We start from the raw sequence: 20,552 nt of genomic DNA, 5'->3' as shown, positions 1-20,552 counted from the left end.
CCATACAGTTAGACACATAACTTTGCAAAAACTGACGCCTTTTTTACAAAAAATGTAAATTATTTAAAATTTCTTCCAATTGTTCTCTTGTCATAATACCGGCAAGCTGATAATTTACTTTTCGATACTCAAAATTAGCAACATATTTTTTTTCACCTGTTTCTTCTATTTCATATTCTTGTATTAATGTTTCTGTTGATTTAAGTGGATATCTGTATTCTTCGAGCAGTATATCTTCAACATCTGAGCCCCATACTGCATCTTCCTGAGAACAATTTATAATATAAGATATGATTTCACCCTGTTTTTCATAAAATACATTTGCTACTCGTAACTCTTCATCCAATTGCATATTAACAAATTTCATGTCTGGTAACTGTTTGACCATTCTTACCGGATCAATTCCCAAATCATCTTTGATTTGCTCATAAGCTTCATCCTCTTCCACATCGCTAAATTCCACAATATCTTTATCAGATGAATTAATAGTTGTGAGTTTTCTTTCCCCTATCATTTTCTGTATCACCTCCATCACCCTATCCGGTCCGCCGACACCTGTGATCCCCACAGCGGTCACAATAACGAACACTGCCGCGACACCGGCCAGGCGCTTGAAGAAGCGCTTCCTCCTATACCCGGATCCGGATTTGGAATCGACTGTGTTTTTCCTCCCCAGGGCCTTCTCCTTCTGGATCTGCCGCCCAAGGCGCAGCGCCTCCTGATCCTCCGGAGACAGTCTGCGCACAGCCTGCTGCCGCTCATACTCCTCTATTTTTTCGTACAGCTTATCCTTAGCGCTGTCGTCAGGGGACAGCCCGGCAATCTCGGGATTATTTTCCAGTTCCTCTTCAATCTGCTCAGCTTCTCTGCGCATCTGCTTTTCCAGGAGAGCCTTGAACTGCTCTTCCTCTCTCTGCTCCTCGCAGGACTGTTCATTATTAGAATATTCTCTCATCGGCCACCTCTCTGACTATTTCTTTCGTACTGTGATTGCTACTTTTCCTTGACCCCCGACGTACTTACGTTTACAATTGTTAATAGAAATTAAAATCGGAGGAATACAGATATCATGAAACGTATTATTTTAACTGGCGGCGGTACTGCGGGCCACGTCACCCCGAATATCGCACTGCTTCCCCGGCTGCGGGAGTTACAATATGATATTCACTACATCGGCTCCTACAATGGCATTGAGAAGGAGCTGATCGAACAGTTCGGAATTCCTTACCACGGGATCTCCTCCGGAAAACTGCGCCGCTACTTCAGCGTCCAGAACTTTACAGATCCTTTCCGGGTGCTGAAGGGCTTTGGCGAAGCGAAAAAGCTGATCAGGCTTCTCAAACCGGATGTGATCTTCTCCAAGGGAGGATTTGTGTCTGTCCCGGTGGTCGTGGCAGGGAAACAGTGTAAAGTCCCCGTAATTATCCACGAGTCCGACATGACGCCCGGACTTGCCAACAAGCTTTCCATACCTTCCGCAGTGAAGGTGTGCTGCAATTTCCCGGAGACATTGGATCTTCTTCCTGCCGACAAGGCTGTTCTGACCGGATCCCCCATCCGCCAGGAGCTTCTTGAGGGAGATGCTGAAAAAGCAAGGAGTTTCACGGGCTTTACGTCTGATAAGCCGGTCATTCTCGTAATCGGCGGAAGCCTGGGAGCTGTAGCTGTGAACAATGCGGTGCGGAGCAATCTCCCGGAGCTTCTGAAGGATTTTCAGATCATCCACCTGTGCGGCAGAGGCAAGCTTGACCCCACCCTAAACAATCTGAACGGCTATGTCCAATATGAATACATCAAGGATGAACTGAAAGACCTCTTTGCCCTGACAGACATCGTCATTTCCAGGGCGGGAGCCAATGCCATCTGTGAGCTTCTCGCACTGCACAAGCCGAACCTGCTGATCCCTCTCTCCGCAAATGCGAGCCGTGGCGACCAGATCCTGAACGCCCGCTCCTTTGAACGCCAGGGCTTCAGCATGGTATTGGAGGAAGAAGACATTACAAACGAAAAATTCCTCTCCTGCGTCCATACTCTCTACAAGAACAGACAGCAGTACATTGAAGCCATGTCCAAATCCCATCAGCAGAATTCTATTGATACTATTATTGATTTGATCGAGTCTGCTGTCAATGAATAGACGCGCATCCTTAAAAAACAGGTGTCAGAACGACACCTGTTTTTATGCTTCATGGATGTGGTCAAATTCTTCTCTGTAATTTTTCTTTATCCAGTTTCTTGCTCTATACAGCATACTCTGCAGACTTTCCAGACTCATATCCATACACGCAGCGACCTCCTTCTGAGGTTTCTCCATACAATACACAAGAGTAACCGCGTCATACCATCTTCTGCTCTTGCGGTAAAGCGCATCCAGGATGGTGTCAGCGGCCTCAAGCACTTCTCTCCTCCACAGCTTGTCAAAGAAAATTTCCTCGCCGCCTTCCACAGAACCATATACTCCCTCCTCTTCATCCTCCATGTCGAGGACAGTACTGCGGCTGTTATCTCTGATATAATTCAGCGTAATATTCTTTGCAGTGGTGAGAAGCCAGTATTTTGTGTTCTCCACTCTCGTGTGTTCCATGTAAATGTAGTACCGCAGAAAGGTTTCCTGCATGATATCTTCTGCCGCGTACCACTCTTTTATGTACAGAAACGCCGTCTGGAAAATGAGGTTCTTGTACTTTTCGTAAACAGCATCGAATCCCTGTCTGCCTATGAACTCAATTCCCACATCATTTTCCTTCATCTTCAGTTTTTCTTTTCCGGATTACTGCTGGCCTTCTCTCAATTTTGCCAGGATTTCATCTCTGTCCGCATCGCTGAGCTCGCCCATCTTCCAGCCAAGCCCAACCTCGTCATCCTTATAGCGGGGGATCATGTGCAAATGGAAGTGGAAGACTGTCTGTCCCGCGCACTCTCCATTGTTCTGCACCAGATTGTAGCCGTCACAGCCCAACACATCCTTCATGCGGGATACGATCTTCTTGGCTGTTGGAAGCACCTTTGCCGCTGTCTCATCCGGCAGGGCATAGAGATCCGCATAGTGCTCCTTCGGGAGAAGCAGCGCATGTCCCTTTGACGCCGGGCCAAGATCCAGGATAGCCCGGAAATCATCGTCCTCATAGATTGTCGCTGACGGAATTTCTCCGTTTGCTATTTTGCAGAAAATACAGTTGTCATCTCTCATCTTCTTTTCCCTCTTTCTTTCCTAGAATTGTGATTGAATATTTTAACCGCCGATGCTAAACTTTTACTTCAGAAAGGCGGTAATAAACCTATGTTTACAAGTACAGATTACGACAAATTACAGCAGCTTATGGCAAAATCCCCGGAGAACCGAGCCCTCATCGAGAAGCTTCTGGCTTCCCATGAGGAGTCGCTGGCCACCATCAGCCATGAGATCCGGAATCCTCTGACTCTTGTATACAGCACCCTCCAGCTTCTGGAGTCCCGGCATCCCGGGATTGCATCAGATCGGTACTGGGTATCCATGCGGGAGGATGTAGAATATATGCAGCAGCTCCTGACAGATCTGTCTTCTCTGAACCACAGCCGCTCACTCTTTCTGACAGAATTTTCCTTCCGCTCTTTTATGGAACAGATTGTTCTCTCCTTTGCCGCCTCCTGCGCCGAGAGCCCCGTTGAGTTCACTTCCCGGCTGGCGCCGGATCTTCCCTCTTTCAGGGGGGATCGGGTCAAATTAAGAGAGGTCTTCTTAAACCTTCTTCGAAACGCGCGGGAGTCTATTGACGGAACAGGCTCTATCCGTCTGGATGCAGCCTGTTCTTCATCTGAAATTGTCGTCGCCATCCGGGATACCGGCTGCGGCATCGGTCAGGAACAGTTGGATCATATCTTTGAGCCCTTTGTCACCTTCAAAAAAGGAGGCACCGGGCTGGGCCTCGCCGTTGCGGACCGGACAGTCCGGGCCCACGGAGGAAAGATCTCTGTGACATCAGCGGTAAATGCAGGAACGGAATTCCGTGTCTCTCTTCCTGTATAGGAGGACAGCCAGCACAAATCCCACCGCCAGTCCGCCGATGTGAGCAAAATTGTCTACCCCCGAGCTGGTAAACCCATAGTACAAAGTCAGGGCGATCATGACAAGGATGCCCTGGCCGGAAACATTGCCGATCTGACCGTGGTTGCGCACCGCAATATAAAGAAGGGCTCCTATGATTCCGAATATAGCGCCGGACGCCCCTGCGCTCACAGCAAAGTCCCCGGTTCTCATCTCTACCAGAGCAGACAGCATATTGCCGCCAATGCCCGCCGCGAAATAGATGATCAGAAATTTAATCTTCCCGACCACCAGCTCCAGCTGCCAGCCCATCACACCCAGCATAAGCATATTGTTGACCAGATGGGAAAATCCAAAATGCAGAAAAATGGATGTGATCAGCCGATAGTACTCTCCCTGCTGCAAAAGGGGAAGATAAATGGCTCCGTTCTGAAGCATATAGTATGCATCCTCTGTCATCCCTCCAAAGCTGAGAAAAATAAACACTGCCACATTCACCACGATCAGAGCGACCGTACAGGGCGCTTTCTTTCGGTACATGCAAGACTCCCTTTCACTTTCCGCATTGTTATGTCTGTGTCACATTTGTTCCATTATACCATATATTCCCATTTTCCGGATATCTTTCTTAAAAAATCAACATATTGAAGCCTACAGCTCCTCCTCATCTATATAAATGCCATCCCAGTCTCTCCAGGCTGGCTTTTTGTGGCGTCGGAGGAAATCCCGGACCGGCCGCCACATATTTTCCGTCTCCCGCATAATGCTGCTCCCCGCTTCCTGCTTTGCGATCCAGTCGTGCTCTGATGTGTCGTAGGCGGAACCGGTAGCAGCCGTCAGCGCCTCGCCGCCCCTGTCTTCGGGCCATCCTGTCTGACCCGGCCTCTCCTCCCCGGCTCTCCTCTTTTTCACTTCTTCCTCCTGCATGGCCTCTATCTGCCTGGCAATCTTATGCAGACTGTAGTTTTCCTTCATTGTCTCCTTGTGGAGAAGGAAGGAAGTGCGCACGCTGGCGTCATCCCTGAAATCTGTCCACTGTACAAACTGCTCTGTCAGGCGATGAAAAGCTTCCCACACATTCCAGCCCCCGCCAGGATAGTAGCAAAAGTAGTATGCCCCGTCCTCCCAGAAGATATACTCCGGATCCAGGAGCAGGTGATCCGCATCCAGAAGATGGGCATTGATCTCTCTAATCACATTCAGCAGTTCCGTTATAAACTTTATCATTTCTTTCATATCTATTTTTATTTCTTTGTATCTTGTCTTCAGCGAGGTCTTCCCACTGATATCATACTCGTACATACTGGTGCCCTCTTCGCCATGGCCGCGCAGACACAAGAGCCCTTCCATATCGTTTTCCTCCAGCATACGCATCTGGTAATCTTCTGTATACTCTCCTTCGCACTCCACCACGAGAAAAGTAGTATCCAGTCCTCTTCGTATGCCGACCTGCTTTATTCCATATTCTTTTACATCCATTTTTTCTCTTCCTCTTTTTCATCCTGTAATTCTCCGTATTCTTCTTATATGATCTTCCGGTTCTGTCACAGCCGCCCGCTGGACAACCCGCAAACTGAAATATCTTCTGGAAGCCGAGGCAGTGACTGTGATCTCATCCTCTCCCACCTGGATATCCGCGCTGGCCCCCGGAAAGAAGATACATTTCCCATGTATCCGTTCCTGAAAGGCCTGGTTCAGGAGGGACGCCTCCACTCCCTCCTTCTCTCTGGCCTTTGTGCTGCCTACAACTGCCGTCTCATAGGCACAGGAAGAAATTATATTCTTGTCATGAAAATAAAATAATAACAATATGCTGCTCACAAGGATCAATCCCACAAGGGGCATCAGGCAGGCAGCCTCCACGGTCAAGCTTCCTTGGCAGCCTCCCGGGTCTCTCTCCTTCCTTTTCTCTCCATACTTCTTTCCCATATTTTTTCACTCTTCAGACTCCTTTCCCCGCCGGTCAGTCTCTTACCTTTTACGCCCGGAAATATTCTCCTGCCAGCAGGATCACAAAGCCTGCCGTTAGAAACGGTGTCATGGGCAGGACTGCCTTGCGGGACCATTTCTTTTTGATCAGGCACACTGCCGCAGCAGCCGCCAGCAGCACCCAGGCGGCAGCGAGCACCTCCATAAGCCCCCAGAGACCAAGGTAGATCCCCAGCGCCATGACCAGCCAGCCGTCCCCGTATCCCACAGCCTCTCCCGTGAGCCGGGCGACTCCCAGTAAAAGCAGCCCGGCTCCGGCTCCCGCTGCTGCCCAGATCAGATCCATCTCATCCGCCCTACCCAGTTTTCCTTCCGCCATTGTCAGCGTGTACAGCGTTCGAAAGGCTGCCAGCAGGTTGGCCAGTACAAGGACTGCTTTGGAGATCCTGTGAAAATAGATATCATAGACCGAGATGCCCAGCAGAAAGGCAAGGCAGATCAGATTTTCCACCGACAATACTTCCTGTAACTTTTCCATTTCTATCCACACTTGGAACAAGCCCCCTTCCCCACCGCCTCAGACAGAGGGACCGCATAGATGGTCCTCTTCAGCCCACTGCAGTTCAAGCTACTGTGATATCGGTCTCCGTAATCAGTGATATACACTCCGCCTGCGGTTCCTCTCCGGGCACAGGTCTCACATGGATAGTACTTTCCCTGGCTTTCGTTTCGCAGATGCTCTACACTCTCTGCAGGCACCATCCGTATGGAAAGCTCCAGATAGCTGCAGTGATAATCCCGGTGATACACCATGCCCGTCTCCGTGATGTAGACGGTTTCCTCATTCTCTGCCAGAAAGCCCGCCCGCTCATAGCCGGTCCATCCCTTGACCCGGCAGCTCTCCTCCATGGGCACCACCGCGCTCCCGAAAACGGGGAGCGGCAGATACACACGGTAGCTGGCCTTCAGCTCCATGATCCCGGTGCTCATGGACATATAGGATTTTTCACAGTGCACGCCGCTGCTTCCGTTCTCCACAATGCTCCTATCCAGCCGCTCCGCCCCCACTGCGTTCACAAGATCCCTCTCTATGCTGCCCGGCAGAAGCAATGGTTTTCCATAGGAACTCTCGGCTGCAATCTTCCCCGCGTACTGAAGGCCGCTTCGGATACTTGTCCGTATCGCCATGACCTCAGACATATAGCAGAGAACGAGCACTGCGAAAAAGAATAGGGGCATGGCAAGCGCCGCCTCTACCGTGATGCTGCCCTTTGTATGTTTTCCGGGAGTGCACAGGGGCGCCCTCCTGGTGGCAGGGAAATCCTTCCAAGGAGGATTACCTGAATAAAAATATGAGAGTATGTTTTTGACGTTATATGGGAGTATCATGCCAAAGCTCCTTTCTGACCAAATATTAAAAGAATACAGGAGGGCGCCCCTGTGCACTCCCTTCCTGTGGCCGGCAGCCTTGCCGTCTCACCAGCCGGCCAGTCACGCGGCCCGCCGTCATCGGTAACCAAAATAGGTGGAAAAGCTGTACGTGATCCCTCTGCGCAGACTACAGCTGCTGTCCAACTCCATCTTTGTGATGCAGTGGTCGATGCGAAACCATTCCAGCCCCTTCCCCAGCCGCATGTGCTGCTCGATAAGATCCAGACTCCGCATAGCCACCTCGTCTGTGTCCGTGAGGAAGAGAAGGATCTGCAGGTACTCTTCATAGCTCATGCCGCCCTGGGTGTCCTTTCCCTCATTCCACTCGTCCTCACTTCCCAGAGTCAGAAGCCCGGAGAGCTGGAGCTGCCAGCTCTCACTGTCCTTCACAAGGGGAACGCGACTGCCCTTGAGCAGGGCCCGCAGGTCTACGATGCTCTCACCGAAGGACCAGGCGAAAAGGAGAGCCTGGGTGACCGCCTCTATGATGGCAGGCACTGCCAGCAGAGTACAGAGGGTGGCCGCCATGGCCGCTGCCTCGGCCCTTTTGGCGCTGTCGGTCTGGATGTAGGTAAAGTTGGACACAAGCCGGATCAGGAGCAGCCTCTGGACTGTCTTTTCCAGATTTTCCGCATCTGACGCTTGGCCGCTGACCACATACTCCAGCTGGTAGTCCAGCCCGCTCCCCAGGGCTTTGACCTCTCCTGACAGTGCCGTCTGTCCGGCGCCCGCTGTTCCCGTCCCCTTCGGAACCGCCGAGGAAAAATGATCCATCAGGTACACGCCCAGGGCCAGTCTGGAGGCCTCCCCCTGCTCCGCCACATCCTCGAAGGAACCGTATCCCTGCTGCAGCGCCCTCCCGGAGGGCTGCTCTGCCAGAGAAATCTGCTTCCGGGACACCTGCCTGTCCTTTGGCATTACAAGGGCAAGAAGAGGAGACTGCTTTAACTGCTCCACCGTTTCCAGCGGGTTGTCCTCTGAGGGAAGGCTCTGCTCTTGCTCCTCCAGAAGGGAAGAGAGCTCCCGACTGCCCTCCTGTTCCTGCTCCTGGTAGTCCCTGATCCCCTCATCCTGGGATTTCCAGGTCTGAGCGCTTCCCAAAAGTCCCTCCAGCTTGTCCAGCCCGTACCTGTACTTCACCCAGTCGCTGACCTGGGACAGGAAGGGACCGCCCCCGTCGTCGGTGAGAAGCTGGAGCCTGGCCATGGTGTGATCCATATTGGACGCCCCGTAGTAGGCCAGCCGGTCAAACACCTTTTCCTCACTGTAGCTTCCGCTCTCATAGCTTCCCTCAAGAGCAAACAGCTCATACTCCTCCAGCAAATCCTTCTGATATTCCGCAAAGACCGATTCAATAGCCCGGTTCATGTCCGCCCGCCTGTAATTCTTGGCCGACTGGATGGAGGCGCTCTCCATAAGGGAGCCTGCGAAGGCGATGAGAAGGATGAATATGAGGGCCAGAAAGGCTGTCATCTCTCCCGGCAGAGCCTTGGCCGGCCGCCCCATCCCCGGGAAATCCCCGCCGGGCCTGCCAGAGAGGACCCTGCGAATCGCCCTATATACCTGCGCTTTCACTTGTAATCTTCTCAAAGATAGTCTGTACCAGGCTTGTGAGCTGGGACTTGAATATGATCACAAGTCCGATAAGCACCACCAAAATCAGAATGACCTCCACCACGCCAATCCCCTTTTTATCCTTCATCAGATGCATCAGATAATAGATTCTCCACATATGTTTTCCTCCTTTTTCTCGGATTTATCTTTCGTCAAATCAAAGCCGCCGGAAAGCTAAAGCGAGATGGACAAAAAAGCCGGGACGATGACAATGACCAGCACCACGGCCAGCATAAGGAACATGGGGAGCAATAACTTAGTCCCCGCCTCCTCGCCCCGGCGCCTGGCAAGAGCCTTCCGCTCCTCAAAGGCGTGGATACCTTCCAGCCGCAGAGCATCCGCCAGCCCCTTTGTCCCTCTCCGCAGATTCTGAGACAGGAGGGCTCCCAGCTTCATGTAGGCCTGCAGGCCGCACCTGCCGCCAAAGCTCTCATAGCAGTCCTTCTCCGGGACACCTCCGCACATCTCGTTCCAGGCGGCGGCCATCTCCTCGTAGGCGGCCCGCTCCCCTCTTGCCGGCTTTCTCCTCTGGTAGTCATCCACGATCTTCTTCCATGCGCTCTTGCTGCTCATGCCCGCTCCCAGAAGAAGGTTCAGCTGGCTGACGATCTGGGGGTAGTCCATCATCATCTGCTGCTTTCTCTTCTCCTCGTCCTTTTTCTCATTTTGCTTTTCCAGGCAGAACAGAAGAACCACGGTCATAAGTCCCATCGCCAGGATCACTGCCCCTCTTGTGTCCATGGGGTAGTGGTAGCTGATCTTCTGTCCATCCACCTCTTTCGGTAATTTTATCGTTTCTTTCGTCTTGTTTTCATTGTCATACTCTGCAATCCGAGCTCTGATCTTCTCGATCAGCTTCTCCTCCTTTGTCCTGGCGGCAGGGCAGAGCCTGACCGTTATCTCGTGAACCGCCTGCCTGGTCTGATCCTGGGTGTAGGTCATAAAGGCCTTCAGGTTCACAAGCACGCCTTCTCTCTCCTCCGCCAGCGCTTCCCGCAGGGCCTCCTCCTGGATCTCACCGCTTACATTCAGAACCTCGTACCTGTCCAGCTCCCACTCCACGGCGATGGGAAGGTCCGGCAGCTCTGTTACCAGGGACAGATCCGCCGTCACCTTGTCCAGGCTCTCATTTTCTCCCAGCACCAGTACCTCCAGCTCTTCGGCTGCCCTGTCAAATATCTCCTGCAGCTCCTCCGCTGTGTACTGCCGCTCTCCCACGGTGACATCCAGCGTCTCTTTGGCCTCTTCTCCGTCCGCTGTAACCCGGAAGCTTTCACTCTTCTCTCCCTTCCCGTAGCTGTTTCTCTCTATCTGGCTCTGGTCTGCTGCCGCTCTGCCTGCATCTGACACCAGTAGGGCCATAGCGCCCAGGACAGAAAGGGCTGTGACAAGAAGGATCAGATTTCTATATTTACAATTTTTCGCCCGAGATACCAGGCTGCCAAATACACTGCCAGACATGCGCTCATCACTCCTGCTCCTATGAGATTTCCGTACAGCGCGCCCATAAATTCCGGAAAGCTCAGCTTCATGTAAGCCACGATGCCAAAGGGAATGACGGACATCACCTTGAACTCATATTTTCTGGCTGCAAGAATGGTGTCAATCTCTCTTTGCATCTCCATCTTGTCCCGAATCTGGGCAATGGAATCCCGGATGACCTTCAGGGAGTCACCTCCGCTCTTTTTTGCCGTGACAAAGACATTGACGAAGCTCTGAAGATCCTCCTGGTCTACCCTCCGGGCCCACTCGTACAGGATCTGATCCATGGGGATCTGCAGGTAAATCTGCCGGATCATATAGTCAAACTCCCGGCTTATGGCCGTCTGTTCACTATATAATATATTAATATCTTTTTTTGTTTCTTTTATGGCATTTTCCAGGGAATACCCCACGTTCAGAGCTGCCGCAAGAGAGCGGATCGCCTCCTGAAACTGGAGGGCAAATTCTCTTTTCTTCTTTTCCAGGCACTCTGCCTTCCAGTATCTGAGATACAGAAAGACTCCCGGTGCGCACAGGAGAAAGGCCCATATCGACTCATAGTAGAGCCAGGCAATCGCCGCAAGAAATCCTGCATATTTTAAGACCGCAAGAATATACTCATGGGGTCTGATATCCTGCTGAAAGTAATTTTTCTGTGTGCAGGAGCGGCCGGACCTTCTGCCATCTTCCCTCGATGACGCCGTCTGTCCTCCTGCATTTTGTCTCCTGAAATTCATAGAGACAGCCTGTCTGAATTTCCCCGTCCTCATAGTCCAGCACCTCCACGATCTCCAGCACCTTTCTGCTCTTATCCCGAAGCCGCCCCACGTGGATGATGATGTCAATGGCGGAGGCGATCTGCCTCTGTATGGCCGCCAGGGGAATGTCCATCCCCATGAGCACCATGGTCTCCAGTCTCCGCAGCATGTCCCTGGGGCTGTCGGAGTGGCCGGTGCTGAGGCTACCCTTATGTCCGGTGGACATAGCCTGTATCATGTCAATAGTCTCTGCTCCTCTGACCTCCCCCACGATGATGCGGTCCGGCCGCATCCTGAGGGCAGTCCGGATAAGCTGCCGGATGGTGATCTCCCCAGCTCCCTCCATGTTTGGGTTTCTGGCCTCCATCCTCACCAGGTTGGGTACTCCCTGGATCTGAAGCTCCGCGTTGTCCTCGATGGTAATGACCCTCTCCTCCGACGGTATGAACTGGGACAGGGCGTTGAGAAGCGTGGTCTTGCCGGAACCGGTGCCTCCGCTGATGAAGATATTGTACCCGGCTACGACCAGCATCTTCAGAAAACCCGCCGTCTCCTCGCTGAGGGCTCCCAGGCGGATCAGGTCCTGCATGGTGATCTGCTCTGAGGGAAATTTCCGGATCGTCACCACCGGCCCGTTGAGGGCCACAGGATAGAGGACCACATTGACTCTGGATCCATCTGAAAGGCGCGCGTCGGCTATGGGCACCGACTCGTTGACCATGCGGTTGGCCCCCGCCACGATCTGCTGGATCACGTCCTCCAGCCTGCTCCGGGAGGGGAAGCGCTTGTCTGTCATGTATATCTTCCCTTTTTTCTCCACGAAAATATTCTGCGTGCCGTTGATCATGATCTCCGTAATCTCCTGGTCCTCGATCAGATCCTGCAGAAGGTCCAGCCGGCGAAAGGCATTGTAAAGCTCCCGCCCCAGCTCCGCCTTCTTCTGGAGAGGAATGTACTCTCCTGCGCTCTCCTCGTCCAGCACCCGGAAGATCAGCTCTGTCAGCTCATCGTCTCCGATCTCTCTTGACAGATCCAGTCTGGCCAGTACCTTTTCCTGGAGCTGTTCTTCTGATATCACATCGTACCACCCTTTCTGCCACATGCCCGCAGTCGGCCTGTTCAAGAGCTTCCTCGAACTGCCGTATCTTGGAGGAGGCCGCAGGGTCATCTGCCGCAGACATATAGATCTCATCACAGGCTTCCAGTATTCTGTACAGCCCCTGCACGCTGTCGCCGATGTCCAGCACAAGGGTGTCATAGATGCTTGTCCGCAGGATCTCCTCAAATAGCCAGATCCATTCTCCCGGGGACACGTCTCTGATGTCATCCGGTATGACCGCCGGCGGCACATAGTCCAGGCCCTCCAGGCTCTTTACCAGCCCTGCCAGGACACCCGCCAGCTTCCTCGACTCCTGCTTTGCGTAGTAGAGAAGCTCAGACATGTTCTTCTGCCTCTCCTCCGGAAAATACGAGCCTGTCCCCGCATAAACCTCCATGTTTAAGTACAGCACGTTCTCTGTGCGGGACAGCTCTCTCCCCTTCCGGAGAGCCATTCTTGTCTGCCCGAGCCGGCGCACAGGCGAATAAAATCCTATGATTCTTCCATTTCCTTTCTTGCGTATCCGGAGAAGCTCCGCCTTCTCCCCTCTTGCCAGAAGCTGCATCAGACACATACAGATCTGTTCCCCTGACTGATATTTGAAAATGGTGTCCATGTCCTTGCCCTCGCCTCTCTCTGACGTGAGAAGAACGGTCTTGGCCGCCTTTTCCCCTTCGCCCTGAAGATCGTACAGCTCCCTGAGATCCTCAGAAATCAGCAGGATGTCGATCGGCATCTGCCCTGCTGCCTCCTGGATCTGATCGGGACTTTTACATATTTTTACTTGAAAGGCAAGTTCCCTTTTCCCGTTCAGAAACCCGGCAAGCCTGGCAGCGTACTCTGTCTCCGGATCGCAGATGACCAAATTTCTGCTGCTCACATACATCCTCCCCACACGCTTTGCGCATGCGTAAAACTACTTGCTTGTTCTGTTTACAGTTCCATATTCAGTTGTGCTTGTCTGTTTTTGAATTCTCTGCCGAAAAGGCCTTGAATTACAGAAACATTTGTCAGATTTTCAACAAGATTTAATCAGATACAAGTTATGAAAACTTGTACGATGTATTATAGCCCTACACCGCACAAATGTCCATAGCTTTTTCAGAAATATTTTTTCTTTGTGAAATTCTCACAAAGATTGGTAGATCACAATCCCGTAAAGGAGCGCAACCCCAGGTATTCCAAGGACTCCGGATGTCAAAAAGGACACCGGACTCAGGCCCACCGCCATGTCTATTCCCCGCAAGTCAAGGAAATAATTTACAAAGAAAATGACAGCCATCCCCACCATCGCGCGTATCACAAAGTTCAGCACCCATCCTGTCTTTTCTCCCGGCCCATACTCTCTCCCGTCTTCCATACGCCCTGCCCGACGCTCCCTGCCTGCTCATTTTTACATATATATGACAGGCTTCAGGTATTTTATTCACAAAATCTGGCTATACTGGAAATAAAGAGAAATGACTGTGGAGGTGACTGCAGATGAAGCTGTTTCAGCGGGGACGGGCAGCCGAGGAAGACATCTACAAAAGGCTGTCCTTTGACCGGGACAATTTTGACATTGCCGAGGAGATCGCGCAGGCCAGGCAGGAGATCGAAGACGCCTACAACAACTTTCAGAACGCCTGCGATCCCGACCTGATCGACTGCTATATTTACCGTGGAAACGCAGCCTGGAAGCGCTACTGTTTCCTTCTCCGCCAGGCAAAGGCCATCCAGCCCTAAAGCTCGATCTCGATTTTCCTGCCGGTCCTCCGGTAGGGGTGGTATTTGACTCCGGCCGCGTCGAACATCCGCATGGATGCAGACACGGACGGAGTCCCTTTGTATTTGTTGCAGTCATAGATAACTTCCTTGATGCCGCTCTGGATGATCGCCTTGGCGCACTCATTGCAGGGGAAGAGGGACACGTACAGCTTGGCCCCCTCCAGGCTTCCGCCCCTGTAGTTCAGGATGGCATTGAGCTCGCTGTGGACGGTGTATACATACTTGGTCTCCAGGGGATCCTCCCCCTCCCTGTTCCAGGGAAACTCCTCATCGGAGCAGCCTATGGGGAGCCCGTTGTAGCCCATGGACAGGATCTTGTTGTCCTGGCTCACAATACAGCACCCCACCTGGGTGTTGGGATCCTTGGACCGCTGCCCAGACAGGATCGCAACTCCCATGAAATACTCATCCCAGGTTATATAGTCTTCTCTTTTATTTGCCATAAAAATGCCTCCCGTTCCATTTCCCTGACACTCTGTTCTCCTATTTCGTTCCAAAAATGCGGTCTCCCGCGTCTCCAAGGCCGGGCACGATATATCCGTGATCGTTCAGATGATCGTCCAGTGCCCCGATGTAGAGATCCACATCCGGGTGTTCCTTCTGCATCCGCTCCACGCCCTCCGGCGCCGCGATGGTGCACAGGAAGCGGATCTTCTTTACCCCCTTTGCCTTCAGGAGCTCAATGGCCGCCGCACAGGAGCCTCCTGTTGCCAGCATGGGATCCACCACAAAGACCTCCCTCTCATCACAGTCCGCAGGCAGCTTGCAGTAGTACTCTACCGGCTCCAGCGTCTCGGGATTCCGGTACAGGCCGATATGCCCCACCTTGGCCGCCGGTATCAGTGCCAGCATACCCTCCACCATGCCGATGCCCGCCCTGAGGATGGGGACAATGGCCAGCTTTTTTCCCTCCAGCTGCTTGGCTGTGGTCTCACAGATGGGGGTGGTGATCTTCACATCCTCCAGCTTCAGGTCCCTCGTGGCCTCATAGCACATGAGCATAGCGATCTCCTCCACAAGGGCTCTGAAATCCCTGGAGCCTGTCTCCTCTCTCCGGAGCAGCCCGATCTTATGCTGGATCAGCGGGTGATCCATTACGTACACATTTGACATTCTTTTTTCCTCCTGCATTTTTAAACATTTATCACATGATGCCCTGCGGCCTTCAGAAGCCTGTTCATGACAGCGCTCCCGATTCCGTCAGACGCAAATGCTTCGCTGTAGATAAACTCTGTCCCGTCATCGTCAAAATCACGCAGGATGGCGTACAGATTGGCCGCCACTGTACTCTCATCCTCCCTGGTGCCGATGCACTTCACATTCCTGCTGGTGTACCTGTCCATGGTCTCCCGGGTGGCTATAATGCCGGTGCGGTGTCCTTCCCTCTCCCGGGCGGCTGCAAGCTCGCTGATCTTGTCCACCACCTTCTCGAGAGATCCCTCCACGACAGTCATCTCTGCCCTGGGCGCATAGTGGCGGTACTTCATTCCCGGGGCCTTGGGCGGGGTCTTGCTGTCCGCCGTGAGGATGGTGTGGTCCACAGACACCTCCCCCACCGTCTCCTCCAGCATCTCCTTCGTGACAGCCCCCGGCCGCAGGATCATGGGCGGCTCCACCGTCATGTCCACGATAGTGGACTCCACGCCGATGTGGACAGGGCCACCATCCAGGATCATGTCGATCTTTCCATCCAGGTCGTCCAGAACATGCTGCGCCGTGGTGGGGCTTGGCCTTCCGGAGGTGTTGGCGCTTGGGCCTGACACGTAGCCTCCCGCCGCCTTGATGAGGGCCAGCGTTACCGTGTCGTCAGGCATGCGCACAGCCACTGTGTCCAGTCCCCCCGTTGTCCCGTGGGGGACAATTTCACTTTTCTCAAAGATCATGGTCAGCGGGCCGGGCCAGAATTTCTCCGCCAGTGCCACCGCCTTCTCCGGCACTCCTTTTGTGATGGGATACAGGTCCTTAAGGTCGGCGATGTGGACGATAAGTGGATTGTCGGAGGGCCTTCCCTTGGCGGCGTAGGTCTTTCTGGCCGCCTCCTCGTCCAGGGCATTAGCCCCCAGTCCGTACACTGTTTCCGTAGGAAATGCAACCAGTCCGCCCTGCCTCAGGATCTGCCCGGCTGCATCTATGATATCCATATTCATTTGTGCTTTGTCTATTTTTTCTACTCTTGTCTTCATGCCCTTTATTATAGCATCAATCCGCCTATTTTACCACCCAGCTTTCAATGCCTTTGGCAATGGCCCCAGCCAGCTTCTCCTGGTACGACTCGTCTGTCAAAAGAGCCGTCTCCTCGGGGCTGGAGAGAAAGCCGCACTCCACGATCACAGTGGGTACCTCCGTCTTTTTCAGCAGGTAGTAGGTGTCGTTTGCCTTGATGTCCCTCGTATTTTCCTGATCAAATTCCAGCAGCTCCTTCTGCAGCGTCTCCGCCGCCCGCTTTCCTTTGTCCGAGTGGGTGAAATAGAAGATCTGGGCTCCTTTTACGGAAGGGTCGGGATAGCTGTTCTGGTGGATGCTGACAGCGATGGCCGGCTGGCGCTCATTGATGATGCTGATCCTGTTGTTCAAATCCTCCAGCTTCTTGTTGTCCGCATCCTCATCTGCCAGCATAACGTCCTCCTCCCTTGTCATCACAACCTCCATCCCGTCCTTCTCCAGCTTCTCCTTCACCTTCAGGGAGATGGCCAGGTTGATGTCCTTTTCCAGCTCCTCATTTGCCCCGATCTTGCCGGGATCCCTCCCGCCGTGCCCTGGATCCAGAACGACCAGATTTCTCCTGACATTCTCCTGCTGCACGCTGACATATGTGCGGACCTTTCCCCCGGCGAAGAGAAGACCGGCCAGCACAGCCAGCGCAAACAGCAGCTCCATGATCCTTTTCAGCAAAAAAGCACCCCCCTGTCAGCATATACCAAAACGATCATTTTCTTATCCGTCTATAGTATATGCCGCCCGGAGGGCGCTTATTAATGCCGTCGCCAGACTGCTCCTGCCTTGCCTGACATAATTTTACTTTACGTTAATTTACATACTGCAGTATCAGCTCCCAGATGTCCGATGTCTCCTGTCCCAGACGCCATGCGGCTGTGCCGGCCAGCCCGTAGTCCTTCATGAGCTTCAGCCGGGGCTCCAGTGACTGGGCGTCCTCGAGCCACACTTCGTAGGTGACTCCGTTCGCTTCCCAGGTAGCGTAATTCTGCTGTGTCGTCTCATCCCAGGTGATCTCGGCTCCCGCCTGCTCCACCACAGCCCTGGCGTCCGCCATCCCGTAGGCGGTGCTGGTCACATTCATGGTGTACTCAGCCGCGTCCGTGCCCTGGTCAGCAGCGATCTCCTCCTCCGTCTTGGGAGTCTCCTCCCATACTCGTGTAAAGAAGGGCACCGCATTGATCACCTTCTCAGCCGGAACCTCCTTCAGCGTGTTCTCAATGCCTGCCTTCACAAAATCGTAGGAGGCCACTGAGCCCGCCTCAGGTGAGCCGCCGTAGTGCTCGTCGTAGCCCATGATGACCACGTAGTCCGCCACTGCGCCCTGCTCCTCCCGGTGGTACTGCTGGTTGTAGCTCTGAGGAACGTAATTGTCCACGGAGAGCACGATGTTGTTCTTCCTGCACTGCACGGACAGCTCCCGGATAAACTGGATATAGTGCTCACCGCACTCCTCTGAGATCATCTCAAAGTCCACATTGATGCCGTCGATCCCGGTCTGGAACACGGCCGCCATCAGCTGGTTGATCAGGTTTGTCCTGCTTGAAGTGCTGGAGAGCAGCGCATAGGACTCCTCCTGGGAGCTGATGCCTCCGTCGAAATCCCGAATAGCCGCCCACACCTCGATATTGGACTGATGGGCATAGTTCACATACTCCGAGCTGGCGATAGACTCCAGGTTGCCGGACGTGTCCGCCACGTGGAACCAGGTTGGAGAGATAGTAGTCAGCCCCTTTGTGTTGGCGATCATCTCCAGGACGCTGCTATTGGCGTCAGAGTTGGTCACGTTGTGCCATGCCATGTTGATCACGTAATCCTCGGAAATATTTGTATATACAGGCTCCTCGAAGCCTCTGTCGTAGGTTGTCTTTTTTTCGTTCCGGAGCCTGTTCTTCTTCACATATCCGATGAAGCCGTCCTGGGTGCGCACCTTCTTCCAGTCGCCCTCGTCCTCGATGACAGCCACAGTGTCTCCCTTGGAGACCTCCGTCAGGATGGGACTCTTCACACCGCCCTGATAACGCACCTGGGTGTCTCTTTTCACCTCCGCCACTTTCTCTTCCTTCTCTGTCACTACCACCGCTCTGTTCGGGTCGGTGAAAACTTCGTAGGACATGTCTGTGTACTGAGCCACAAAATCAAGCGCAATGTACGCTGTACTTCCCTCTGTCCTTAAAATGACGTAGTCTGTGCTCGTTTTCTGATTTGCGAGAGTGTACTCGCTGGCTCCCACGCCCACGCTGACCGTGTCAGTAGGCAGCGTGTAGAGCAGCACATTCTCACCTGGATCCCAGTAAAATCTGGAGTTGATATAGTCCCGCACGGTTGCGTACTCCACATAGGCTCTTCCATCGGAGATCATCCCCCTGGGTTCAAGGATCTCATTATTCACGACAATAGCCAGCTGACCGTCACTTTCTATTCCATAATATTCATTCCTGTCAGCCTGCTCATCTGAGGGGCCATACCGCCTCCACAAAAAGAACGCTGCAACAGCCGCTATGATCACTATAATAAAAAATCCTGTCTTCAGGATAAGATTTCTCTTCCTTCTGCGCCTTGACTGTTTCCGTCCGCGCGCAGTCCTCCTCCTTCTGCGTCTCTGATCCATGCTGCACCTCCCACACACATATACATTATTATACCAATGTTTCCCGCACACGTCATTATATATTTCGACATTTTCAAGACTTTTGCGAGGGGTGTCCGCACTGTTCGGTCTTTTTTATTGTCTACTGTTCCTTTTCAATGTGATTGAAGTACAGCGCTTTCAGATCTCCTTTCTCGTTGAGCACATAATCCCGCATATAGCCGGAATCCTCCCGCAGCATATGCGCCTGTACAATCTGTGTCGGGCTTGCCGGTTTCCCCTCAAGTTCTATGTATACTCCCTTTTTCTCGTAGCCGCTCAGCTCCCTGAACAGCTCCTGAAATTCCTTCGTGTCCTCCGGCATAACAGCCTCCTTTTTCTGCCCGGACGAAACTTTTCCCGCCCGCCGCATAAAATGGAATATAACTAAAACATCTGAAGGCATATCTCCTTTTGGAAGTGCGTGATATATCAGGATAGGCCTTCACACAGAAACCGTATTCTCTTGGGCCGCCATGCTGCCCTCTGGATCTGCTCCTGCCGAAAATCCGACCTTGGGCAAAAAATGATAAATCTGATTAAAATCTTTAAACTGAATAAATACTTGTCTTATCTGACTTTTTTTGGAAATAAATGGTTGATAGGTTACCTGATCTTGTTCTGAAAATCCCTGATAAATAAATCTGACCTGCAGATCCATTCTAAGAATAAATGAAATGGGAATACTAATTTCTGTGACTGTATTATACACCAGCCATTATGTTGACGCAAGCTTTTTTTATTTTTATTTTATTGAACTTAACTTATCCCTTATGCTATACTGTGAAAAAGGAAGTGATATTATGAAGATTGAGAAGATCAATGACAACCAGATCCGATGCACTCTTACCCGCGCCGATCTGGCAGCCAGGCAGCTCCAGCTTAGCGAGCTGGCCTACGGAACTGAAAAAGCAAAATCACTTTTCCATGATATGATGCAACAAGCGGCATTTGAGTTTGGCTTTGAAGCGGACGATATCCCTCTTATGATAGAAGCGATCCCCGCGTCAGCCGACTCCATCGTGCTGATAATCACGAAAGTCGAGGATCCGGAGGAACTGGATACCAGATTTTCTAAATTCGCTCCCCCACCCGGAGGTGACTGGGAGTCCGCAAAAGAAAGCGCTCTTGAGAAGCTGGAGGGGGCAGAAGAACTTCTGAACCTGATCGGCAAAGTGAAGGAAAGCGTCTCCGCTCTGTCGGAGAAGCCCTCCAAGGAAACTGCCGAGGAGGAAAAGAAGCCGTCGCTCCGGTTCTTCTCCTTTGAGACCATGGACCAGGTGATCCAGGCAGCCCATCTGCTGAAATCCATCTATTTCGGTTCCAACACATTATACAAAGACCAGAAAGCAGACCTCTATATCCTTGTGCTGACACAGTCTGATCTGAAGACAAGGGATTTCAACAGGATCTGCAACATGCTCTCCGAGTATGGTTCCCTGGAGAAGGCGTCCAGCGCCTCCCTGGCCTTCCTCGAGGAGCACTGCGAGATGCTGGTGTCAGGCGACGCCGTGCAGCAGCTGGCGGAGATTTAAGACAACGATAAAACAGAAAGCCAAAATAAGAACGGGAAGCTCCGGACTATCGGACGCTTCCCGTTCTTTG

General features: G+C 52.5%; 25 protein-coding genes. 4 read left to right on the top strand and 21 right to left on the bottom strand.

The genetic code is table 11. The annotated features are described in order from the left end of the window. Window positions 1–43 precede the first annotated feature (43 nt). Window positions 44–955 (bottom strand): DUF4367 domain-containing protein, encoded by a 912-nt coding sequence (locus NI21_RS0110375; RefSeq protein ID WP_033126137.1) that lies wholly within the window; start codon window positions 953–955, stop codon window positions 44–46. Between the two features lie 114 nt (window positions 956–1,069). Here NI21_RS0110375 and NI21_RS0110370 point away from each other — a divergent pair, with 114 nt between their 5' ends. After that, window positions 1,070–2,137: an undecaprenyldiphospho-muramoylpentapeptide beta-N-acetylglucosaminyltransferase gene (locus tag NI21_RS0110370; RefSeq protein WP_033126136.1), complete on the top strand. Its 1,068-nt coding sequence runs from the start codon at window positions 1,070–1,072 to the stop codon at window positions 2,135–2,137. A 42-nt stretch (window positions 2,138–2,179) separates the two neighbouring features. Here NI21_RS0110370 and NI21_RS0110365 read toward each other — a convergent pair whose 3' ends face one another. Then, window positions 2,180–2,749 carry an RNA polymerase sigma factor gene (locus tag NI21_RS0110365; protein ID WP_052084046.1) on the bottom strand — a complete coding sequence of 190 codons (570 nt, stop codon included), beginning with the start codon at window positions 2,747–2,749 and terminating at the stop codon, window positions 2,180–2,182. 21 nt (window positions 2,750–2,770) lie between these two features. Continuing rightward, window positions 2,771–3,190, bottom strand: coding sequence for an HIT family protein (locus NI21_RS0110360; protein WP_033126135.1), 420 nt, complete (start codon window positions 3,188–3,190; stop codon window positions 2,771–2,773). A gap of 90 nt (window positions 3,191–3,280) precedes the next feature. On the opposite strand from NI21_RS0110360, the gene NI21_RS0110355 reads away from it, so the two are divergent. Beyond that, window positions 3,281–4,006 carry a HAMP domain-containing sensor histidine kinase gene (locus tag NI21_RS0110355; protein ID WP_033126134.1) on the top strand — a complete coding sequence of 242 codons (726 nt, stop codon included), beginning with the start codon at window positions 3,281–3,283 and terminating at the stop codon, window positions 4,004–4,006. On the opposite strand, the gene NI21_RS0110350 is transcribed toward NI21_RS0110355, so the two are convergent. The 12 genes from NI21_RS0110350 to NI21_RS0110300 form a co-directional block, all read right to left on the bottom strand. Further along, a complete protein-coding gene (locus tag NI21_RS0110350) occupies window positions 3,959–4,564 on the bottom strand; it encodes a rhomboid family intramembrane serine protease (RefSeq protein WP_033126133.1) in 606 nt (201 codons plus the stop codon). The two genes, NI21_RS0110355 and NI21_RS0110350, sit on opposite strands and share 48 nt — an antisense overlap. 111 nt (window positions 4,565–4,675) lie before the next feature. Beyond that, window positions 4,676–5,503 carry a DUF6382 domain-containing protein gene (locus tag NI21_RS0110345; protein WP_052084045.1) on the bottom strand — a complete coding sequence of 276 codons (828 nt, stop codon included), beginning with the start codon at window positions 5,501–5,503 and terminating at the stop codon, window positions 4,676–4,678. A gap of 18 nt (window positions 5,504–5,521) precedes the next feature. Further along, complete coding sequence (locus tag NI21_RS0110340; protein ID WP_033126132.1) at window positions 5,522–5,953, bottom strand: TadE/TadG family type IV pilus assembly protein; 432 nt, start codon at window positions 5,951–5,953, stop codon at window positions 5,522–5,524. Window positions 5,954–6,002: 49 nt separating this feature from the next. Beyond that, window positions 6,003–6,491 (bottom strand): hypothetical protein, encoded by a 489-nt coding sequence (locus NI21_RS0110335; protein WP_081958040.1) that lies wholly within the window; start codon window positions 6,489–6,491, stop codon window positions 6,003–6,005. 2 nt (window positions 6,492–6,493) lie between these two features. Continuing rightward, on the bottom strand, window positions 6,494–7,192 hold the full coding sequence (locus NI21_RS0110330) for a pilus assembly protein (RefSeq protein WP_147581184.1): 699 nt from the start codon (window positions 7,190–7,192) through the stop codon (window positions 6,494–6,496). Between the two features lie 267 nt (window positions 7,193–7,459). Next, a complete protein-coding gene (locus tag NI21_RS0110325) occupies window positions 7,460–8,959 on the bottom strand; it encodes a DUF5702 domain-containing protein (RefSeq protein ID WP_242842843.1) in 1,500 nt (499 codons plus the stop codon). Further along, entirely contained in the window at window positions 8,940–9,116 is a 177-nt protein-coding gene (locus NI21_RS16455; RefSeq protein ID WP_081958039.1) for a Flp1 family type IVb pilin, read from the bottom strand. The genes NI21_RS0110325 and NI21_RS16455 overlap by 20 nt, the downstream gene beginning before the upstream one ends. 56 nt (window positions 9,117–9,172) lie before the next feature. After that, window positions 9,173–10,459: a hypothetical protein gene (locus tag NI21_RS0110320; protein ID WP_242842842.1), complete on the bottom strand. Its 1,287-nt coding sequence runs from the start codon at window positions 10,457–10,459 to the stop codon at window positions 9,173–9,175. Next, window positions 10,396–11,217, bottom strand: coding sequence for a type II secretion system F family protein (locus NI21_RS0110315; protein ID WP_147581183.1), 822 nt, complete (start codon window positions 11,215–11,217; stop codon window positions 10,396–10,398). Before NI21_RS0110315 ends, NI21_RS0110320 begins: the two co-directional genes overlap by 64 nt. Beyond that, window positions 11,099–12,340: a CpaF family protein gene (locus NI21_RS0110310; RefSeq protein ID WP_369792797.1), complete on the bottom strand. Its 1,242-nt coding sequence runs from the start codon at window positions 12,338–12,340 to the stop codon at window positions 11,099–11,101. The genes NI21_RS0110315 and NI21_RS0110310 overlap by 119 nt, the downstream gene beginning before the upstream one ends. Continuing rightward, window positions 12,243–13,217, bottom strand: a complete 975-nt coding sequence (locus NI21_RS0110305) for a hypothetical protein (protein WP_147581182.1) — start codon at window positions 13,215–13,217, stop codon at window positions 12,243–12,245. The genes NI21_RS0110310 and NI21_RS0110305 overlap by 98 nt, the downstream gene beginning before the upstream one ends. Before the next feature lie 249 nt (window positions 13,218–13,466). Continuing rightward, on the bottom strand, window positions 13,467–13,697 hold the full coding sequence (locus tag NI21_RS0110300; RefSeq protein ID WP_033126130.1) for a pro-sigmaK processing inhibitor BofA family protein: 231 nt from the start codon (window positions 13,695–13,697) through the stop codon (window positions 13,467–13,469). Window positions 13,698–13,819: 122 nt separating this feature from the next. Between NI21_RS0110300 and NI21_RS0110295 the strand changes: the two genes are divergently transcribed. After that, on the top strand, window positions 13,820–14,062 hold the full coding sequence (locus NI21_RS0110295; protein ID WP_033126129.1) for a YaaL family protein: 243 nt from the start codon (window positions 13,820–13,822) through the stop codon (window positions 14,060–14,062). Here NI21_RS0110295 and NI21_RS0110290 read toward each other — a convergent pair. The 6 genes from NI21_RS0110290 to NI21_RS0110265 all read right to left on the bottom strand — a co-directional run bounded on the left by NI21_RS0110290 (window position 14,059) and on the right by NI21_RS0110265 (window position 19,272). Next, the gene (locus tag NI21_RS0110290) at window positions 14,059–14,547 is read right to left on the bottom strand and encodes a dCMP deaminase family protein (protein WP_033126128.1); all 489 of its coding nucleotides are present in this window, start codon (window positions 14,545–14,547) and stop codon (window positions 14,059–14,061) included. The two genes, NI21_RS0110295 and NI21_RS0110290, sit on opposite strands and share 4 nt — an antisense overlap. 40 nt (window positions 14,548–14,587) lie before the next feature. Beyond that, entirely contained in the window at window positions 14,588–15,217 is a 630-nt protein-coding gene (gene upp / locus NI21_RS0110285) for a uracil phosphoribosyltransferase (protein WP_033126127.1), read from the bottom strand. Between the two features lie 20 nt (window positions 15,218–15,237). Then, the gene (locus NI21_RS0110280) at window positions 15,238–16,287 is read right to left on the bottom strand and encodes an L-threonylcarbamoyladenylate synthase (RefSeq protein ID WP_033126126.1); all 1,050 of its coding nucleotides are present in this window, start codon (window positions 16,285–16,287) and stop codon (window positions 15,238–15,240) included. Between the two features lie 25 nt (window positions 16,288–16,312). Further along, a complete protein-coding gene (locus NI21_RS0110275) occupies window positions 16,313–16,996 on the bottom strand; it encodes an N-acetylmuramoyl-L-alanine amidase (protein ID WP_242842840.1) in 684 nt (227 codons plus the stop codon). A 133-nt stretch (window positions 16,997–17,129) separates the two neighbouring features. After that, window positions 17,130–18,929: a glycosyl hydrolase family 18 protein gene (locus tag NI21_RS0110270; protein WP_081958038.1), complete on the bottom strand. Its 1,800-nt coding sequence runs from the start codon at window positions 18,927–18,929 to the stop codon at window positions 17,130–17,132. Between the two features lie 121 nt (window positions 18,930–19,050). Beyond that, the gene (locus tag NI21_RS0110265) at window positions 19,051–19,272 is read right to left on the bottom strand and encodes a hypothetical protein (RefSeq protein ID WP_033126183.1); all 222 of its coding nucleotides are present in this window, start codon (window positions 19,270–19,272) and stop codon (window positions 19,051–19,053) included. A gap of 478 nt (window positions 19,273–19,750) precedes the next feature. Here NI21_RS0110265 and NI21_RS0110255 point away from each other — a divergent pair, with 478 nt between their 5' ends. Continuing rightward, a complete protein-coding gene (locus NI21_RS0110255) occupies window positions 19,751–20,482 on the top strand; it encodes an adaptor protein MecA (protein ID WP_033126124.1) in 732 nt (243 codons plus the stop codon). Window positions 20,483–20,552 lie beyond the last annotated feature (70 nt).

The sequence above is a fragment of the Eubacterium sp. ER2 genome, from assembly GCF_000765215.1.
GTDB classification, from domain to species: domain Bacteria; phylum Bacillota; class Clostridia; order Lachnospirales; family Lachnospiraceae; genus Claveliimonas; species Claveliimonas intestinigallinarum.
The sequence above is the reverse complement of the archived record's forward strand: the minus strand, read 5'-3'. Positions and strand labels throughout refer to the sequence as shown.

What these genes read in the sequence shown, in the direction of transcription:
- NI21_RS0110330 (WP_147581184.1), bottom strand. Translation starts at nt 7,192, where the DNA reads ATGCCCCTATTCTTTTTCGCAGTGCTCGTTCTCTGCTATATGTCTGAG.
- NI21_RS0110280 (WP_033126126.1), bottom strand. Translation starts at nt 16,287, where the DNA reads ATGAAGACAAGAGTAGAAAAAATAGACAAAGCACAAATGAATATGGAT.
- NI21_RS16455 (WP_081958039.1), bottom strand. Translation starts at nt 9,116, where the DNA reads ATGTGGAGAATCTATTATCTGATGCATCTGATGAAGGATAAAAAGGGG.
- NI21_RS0110350 (WP_033126133.1), bottom strand. Translation starts at nt 4,564, where the DNA reads ATGTACCGAAAGAAAGCGCCCTGTACGGTCGCTCTGATCGTGGTGAAT.
- NI21_RS0110315 (WP_147581183.1), bottom strand. Translation starts at nt 11,217, where the DNA reads ATGAATTTCAGGAGACAAAATGCAGGAGGACAGACGGCGTCATCGAGG.
- NI21_RS0110365 (WP_052084046.1), bottom strand. Translation starts at nt 2,749, where the DNA reads ATGAAGGAAAATGATGTGGGAATTGAGTTCATAGGCAGACAGGGATTC.
- NI21_RS0110255 (WP_033126124.1), top strand. Translation starts at nt 19,751, where the DNA reads ATGAAGATTGAGAAGATCAATGACAACCAGATCCGATGCACTCTTACC.
- NI21_RS0110270 (WP_081958038.1), bottom strand. Translation starts at nt 18,929, where the DNA reads ATGGATCAGAGACGCAGAAGGAGGAGGACTGCGCGCGGACGGAAACAG.
- upp (WP_033126127.1), bottom strand. Translation starts at nt 15,217, where the DNA reads ATGTCAAATGTGTACGTAATGGATCACCCGCTGATCCAGCATAAGATC.
- NI21_RS0110310 (WP_369792797.1), bottom strand. Translation starts at nt 12,340, where the DNA reads ATGTGGCAGAAAGGGTGGTACGATGTGATATCAGAAGAACAGCTCCAG.
- NI21_RS0110345 (WP_052084045.1), bottom strand. Translation starts at nt 5,503, where the DNA reads ATGGATGTAAAAGAATATGGAATAAAGCAGGTCGGCATACGAAGAGGA.
- NI21_RS0110295 (WP_033126129.1), top strand. Translation starts at nt 13,820, where the DNA reads ATGAAGCTGTTTCAGCGGGGACGGGCAGCCGAGGAAGACATCTACAAA.
- NI21_RS0110375 (WP_033126137.1), bottom strand. Translation starts at nt 955, where the DNA reads ATGAGAGAATATTCTAATAATGAACAGTCCTGCGAGGAGCAGAGAGAG.
- NI21_RS0110355 (WP_033126134.1), top strand. Translation starts at nt 3,281, where the DNA reads ATGTTTACAAGTACAGATTACGACAAATTACAGCAGCTTATGGCAAAA.
- NI21_RS0110370 (WP_033126136.1), top strand. Translation starts at nt 1,070, where the DNA reads ATGAAACGTATTATTTTAACTGGCGGCGGTACTGCGGGCCACGTCACC.
- NI21_RS0110265 (WP_033126183.1), bottom strand. Translation starts at nt 19,272, where the DNA reads ATGCCGGAGGACACGAAGGAATTTCAGGAGCTGTTCAGGGAGCTGAGC.
- NI21_RS0110340 (WP_033126132.1), bottom strand. Translation starts at nt 5,953, where the DNA reads ATGGGAAAGAAGTATGGAGAGAAAAGGAAGGAGAGAGACCCGGGAGGC.
- NI21_RS0110290 (WP_033126128.1), bottom strand. Translation starts at nt 14,547, where the DNA reads ATGGCAAATAAAAGAGAAGACTATATAACCTGGGATGAGTATTTCATG.
- NI21_RS0110335 (WP_081958040.1), bottom strand. Translation starts at nt 6,491, where the DNA reads ATGGAAAAGTTACAGGAAGTATTGTCGGTGGAAAATCTGATCTGCCTT.
- NI21_RS0110360 (WP_033126135.1), bottom strand. Translation starts at nt 3,190, where the DNA reads ATGAGAGATGACAACTGTATTTTCTGCAAAATAGCAAACGGAGAAATT.
- NI21_RS0110320 (WP_242842842.1), bottom strand. Translation starts at nt 10,459, where the DNA reads ATGTCTGGCAGTGTATTTGGCAGCCTGGTATCTCGGGCGAAAAATTGT.
- NI21_RS0110300 (WP_033126130.1), bottom strand. Translation starts at nt 13,697, where the DNA reads ATGGAAGACGGGAGAGAGTATGGGCCGGGAGAAAAGACAGGATGGGTG.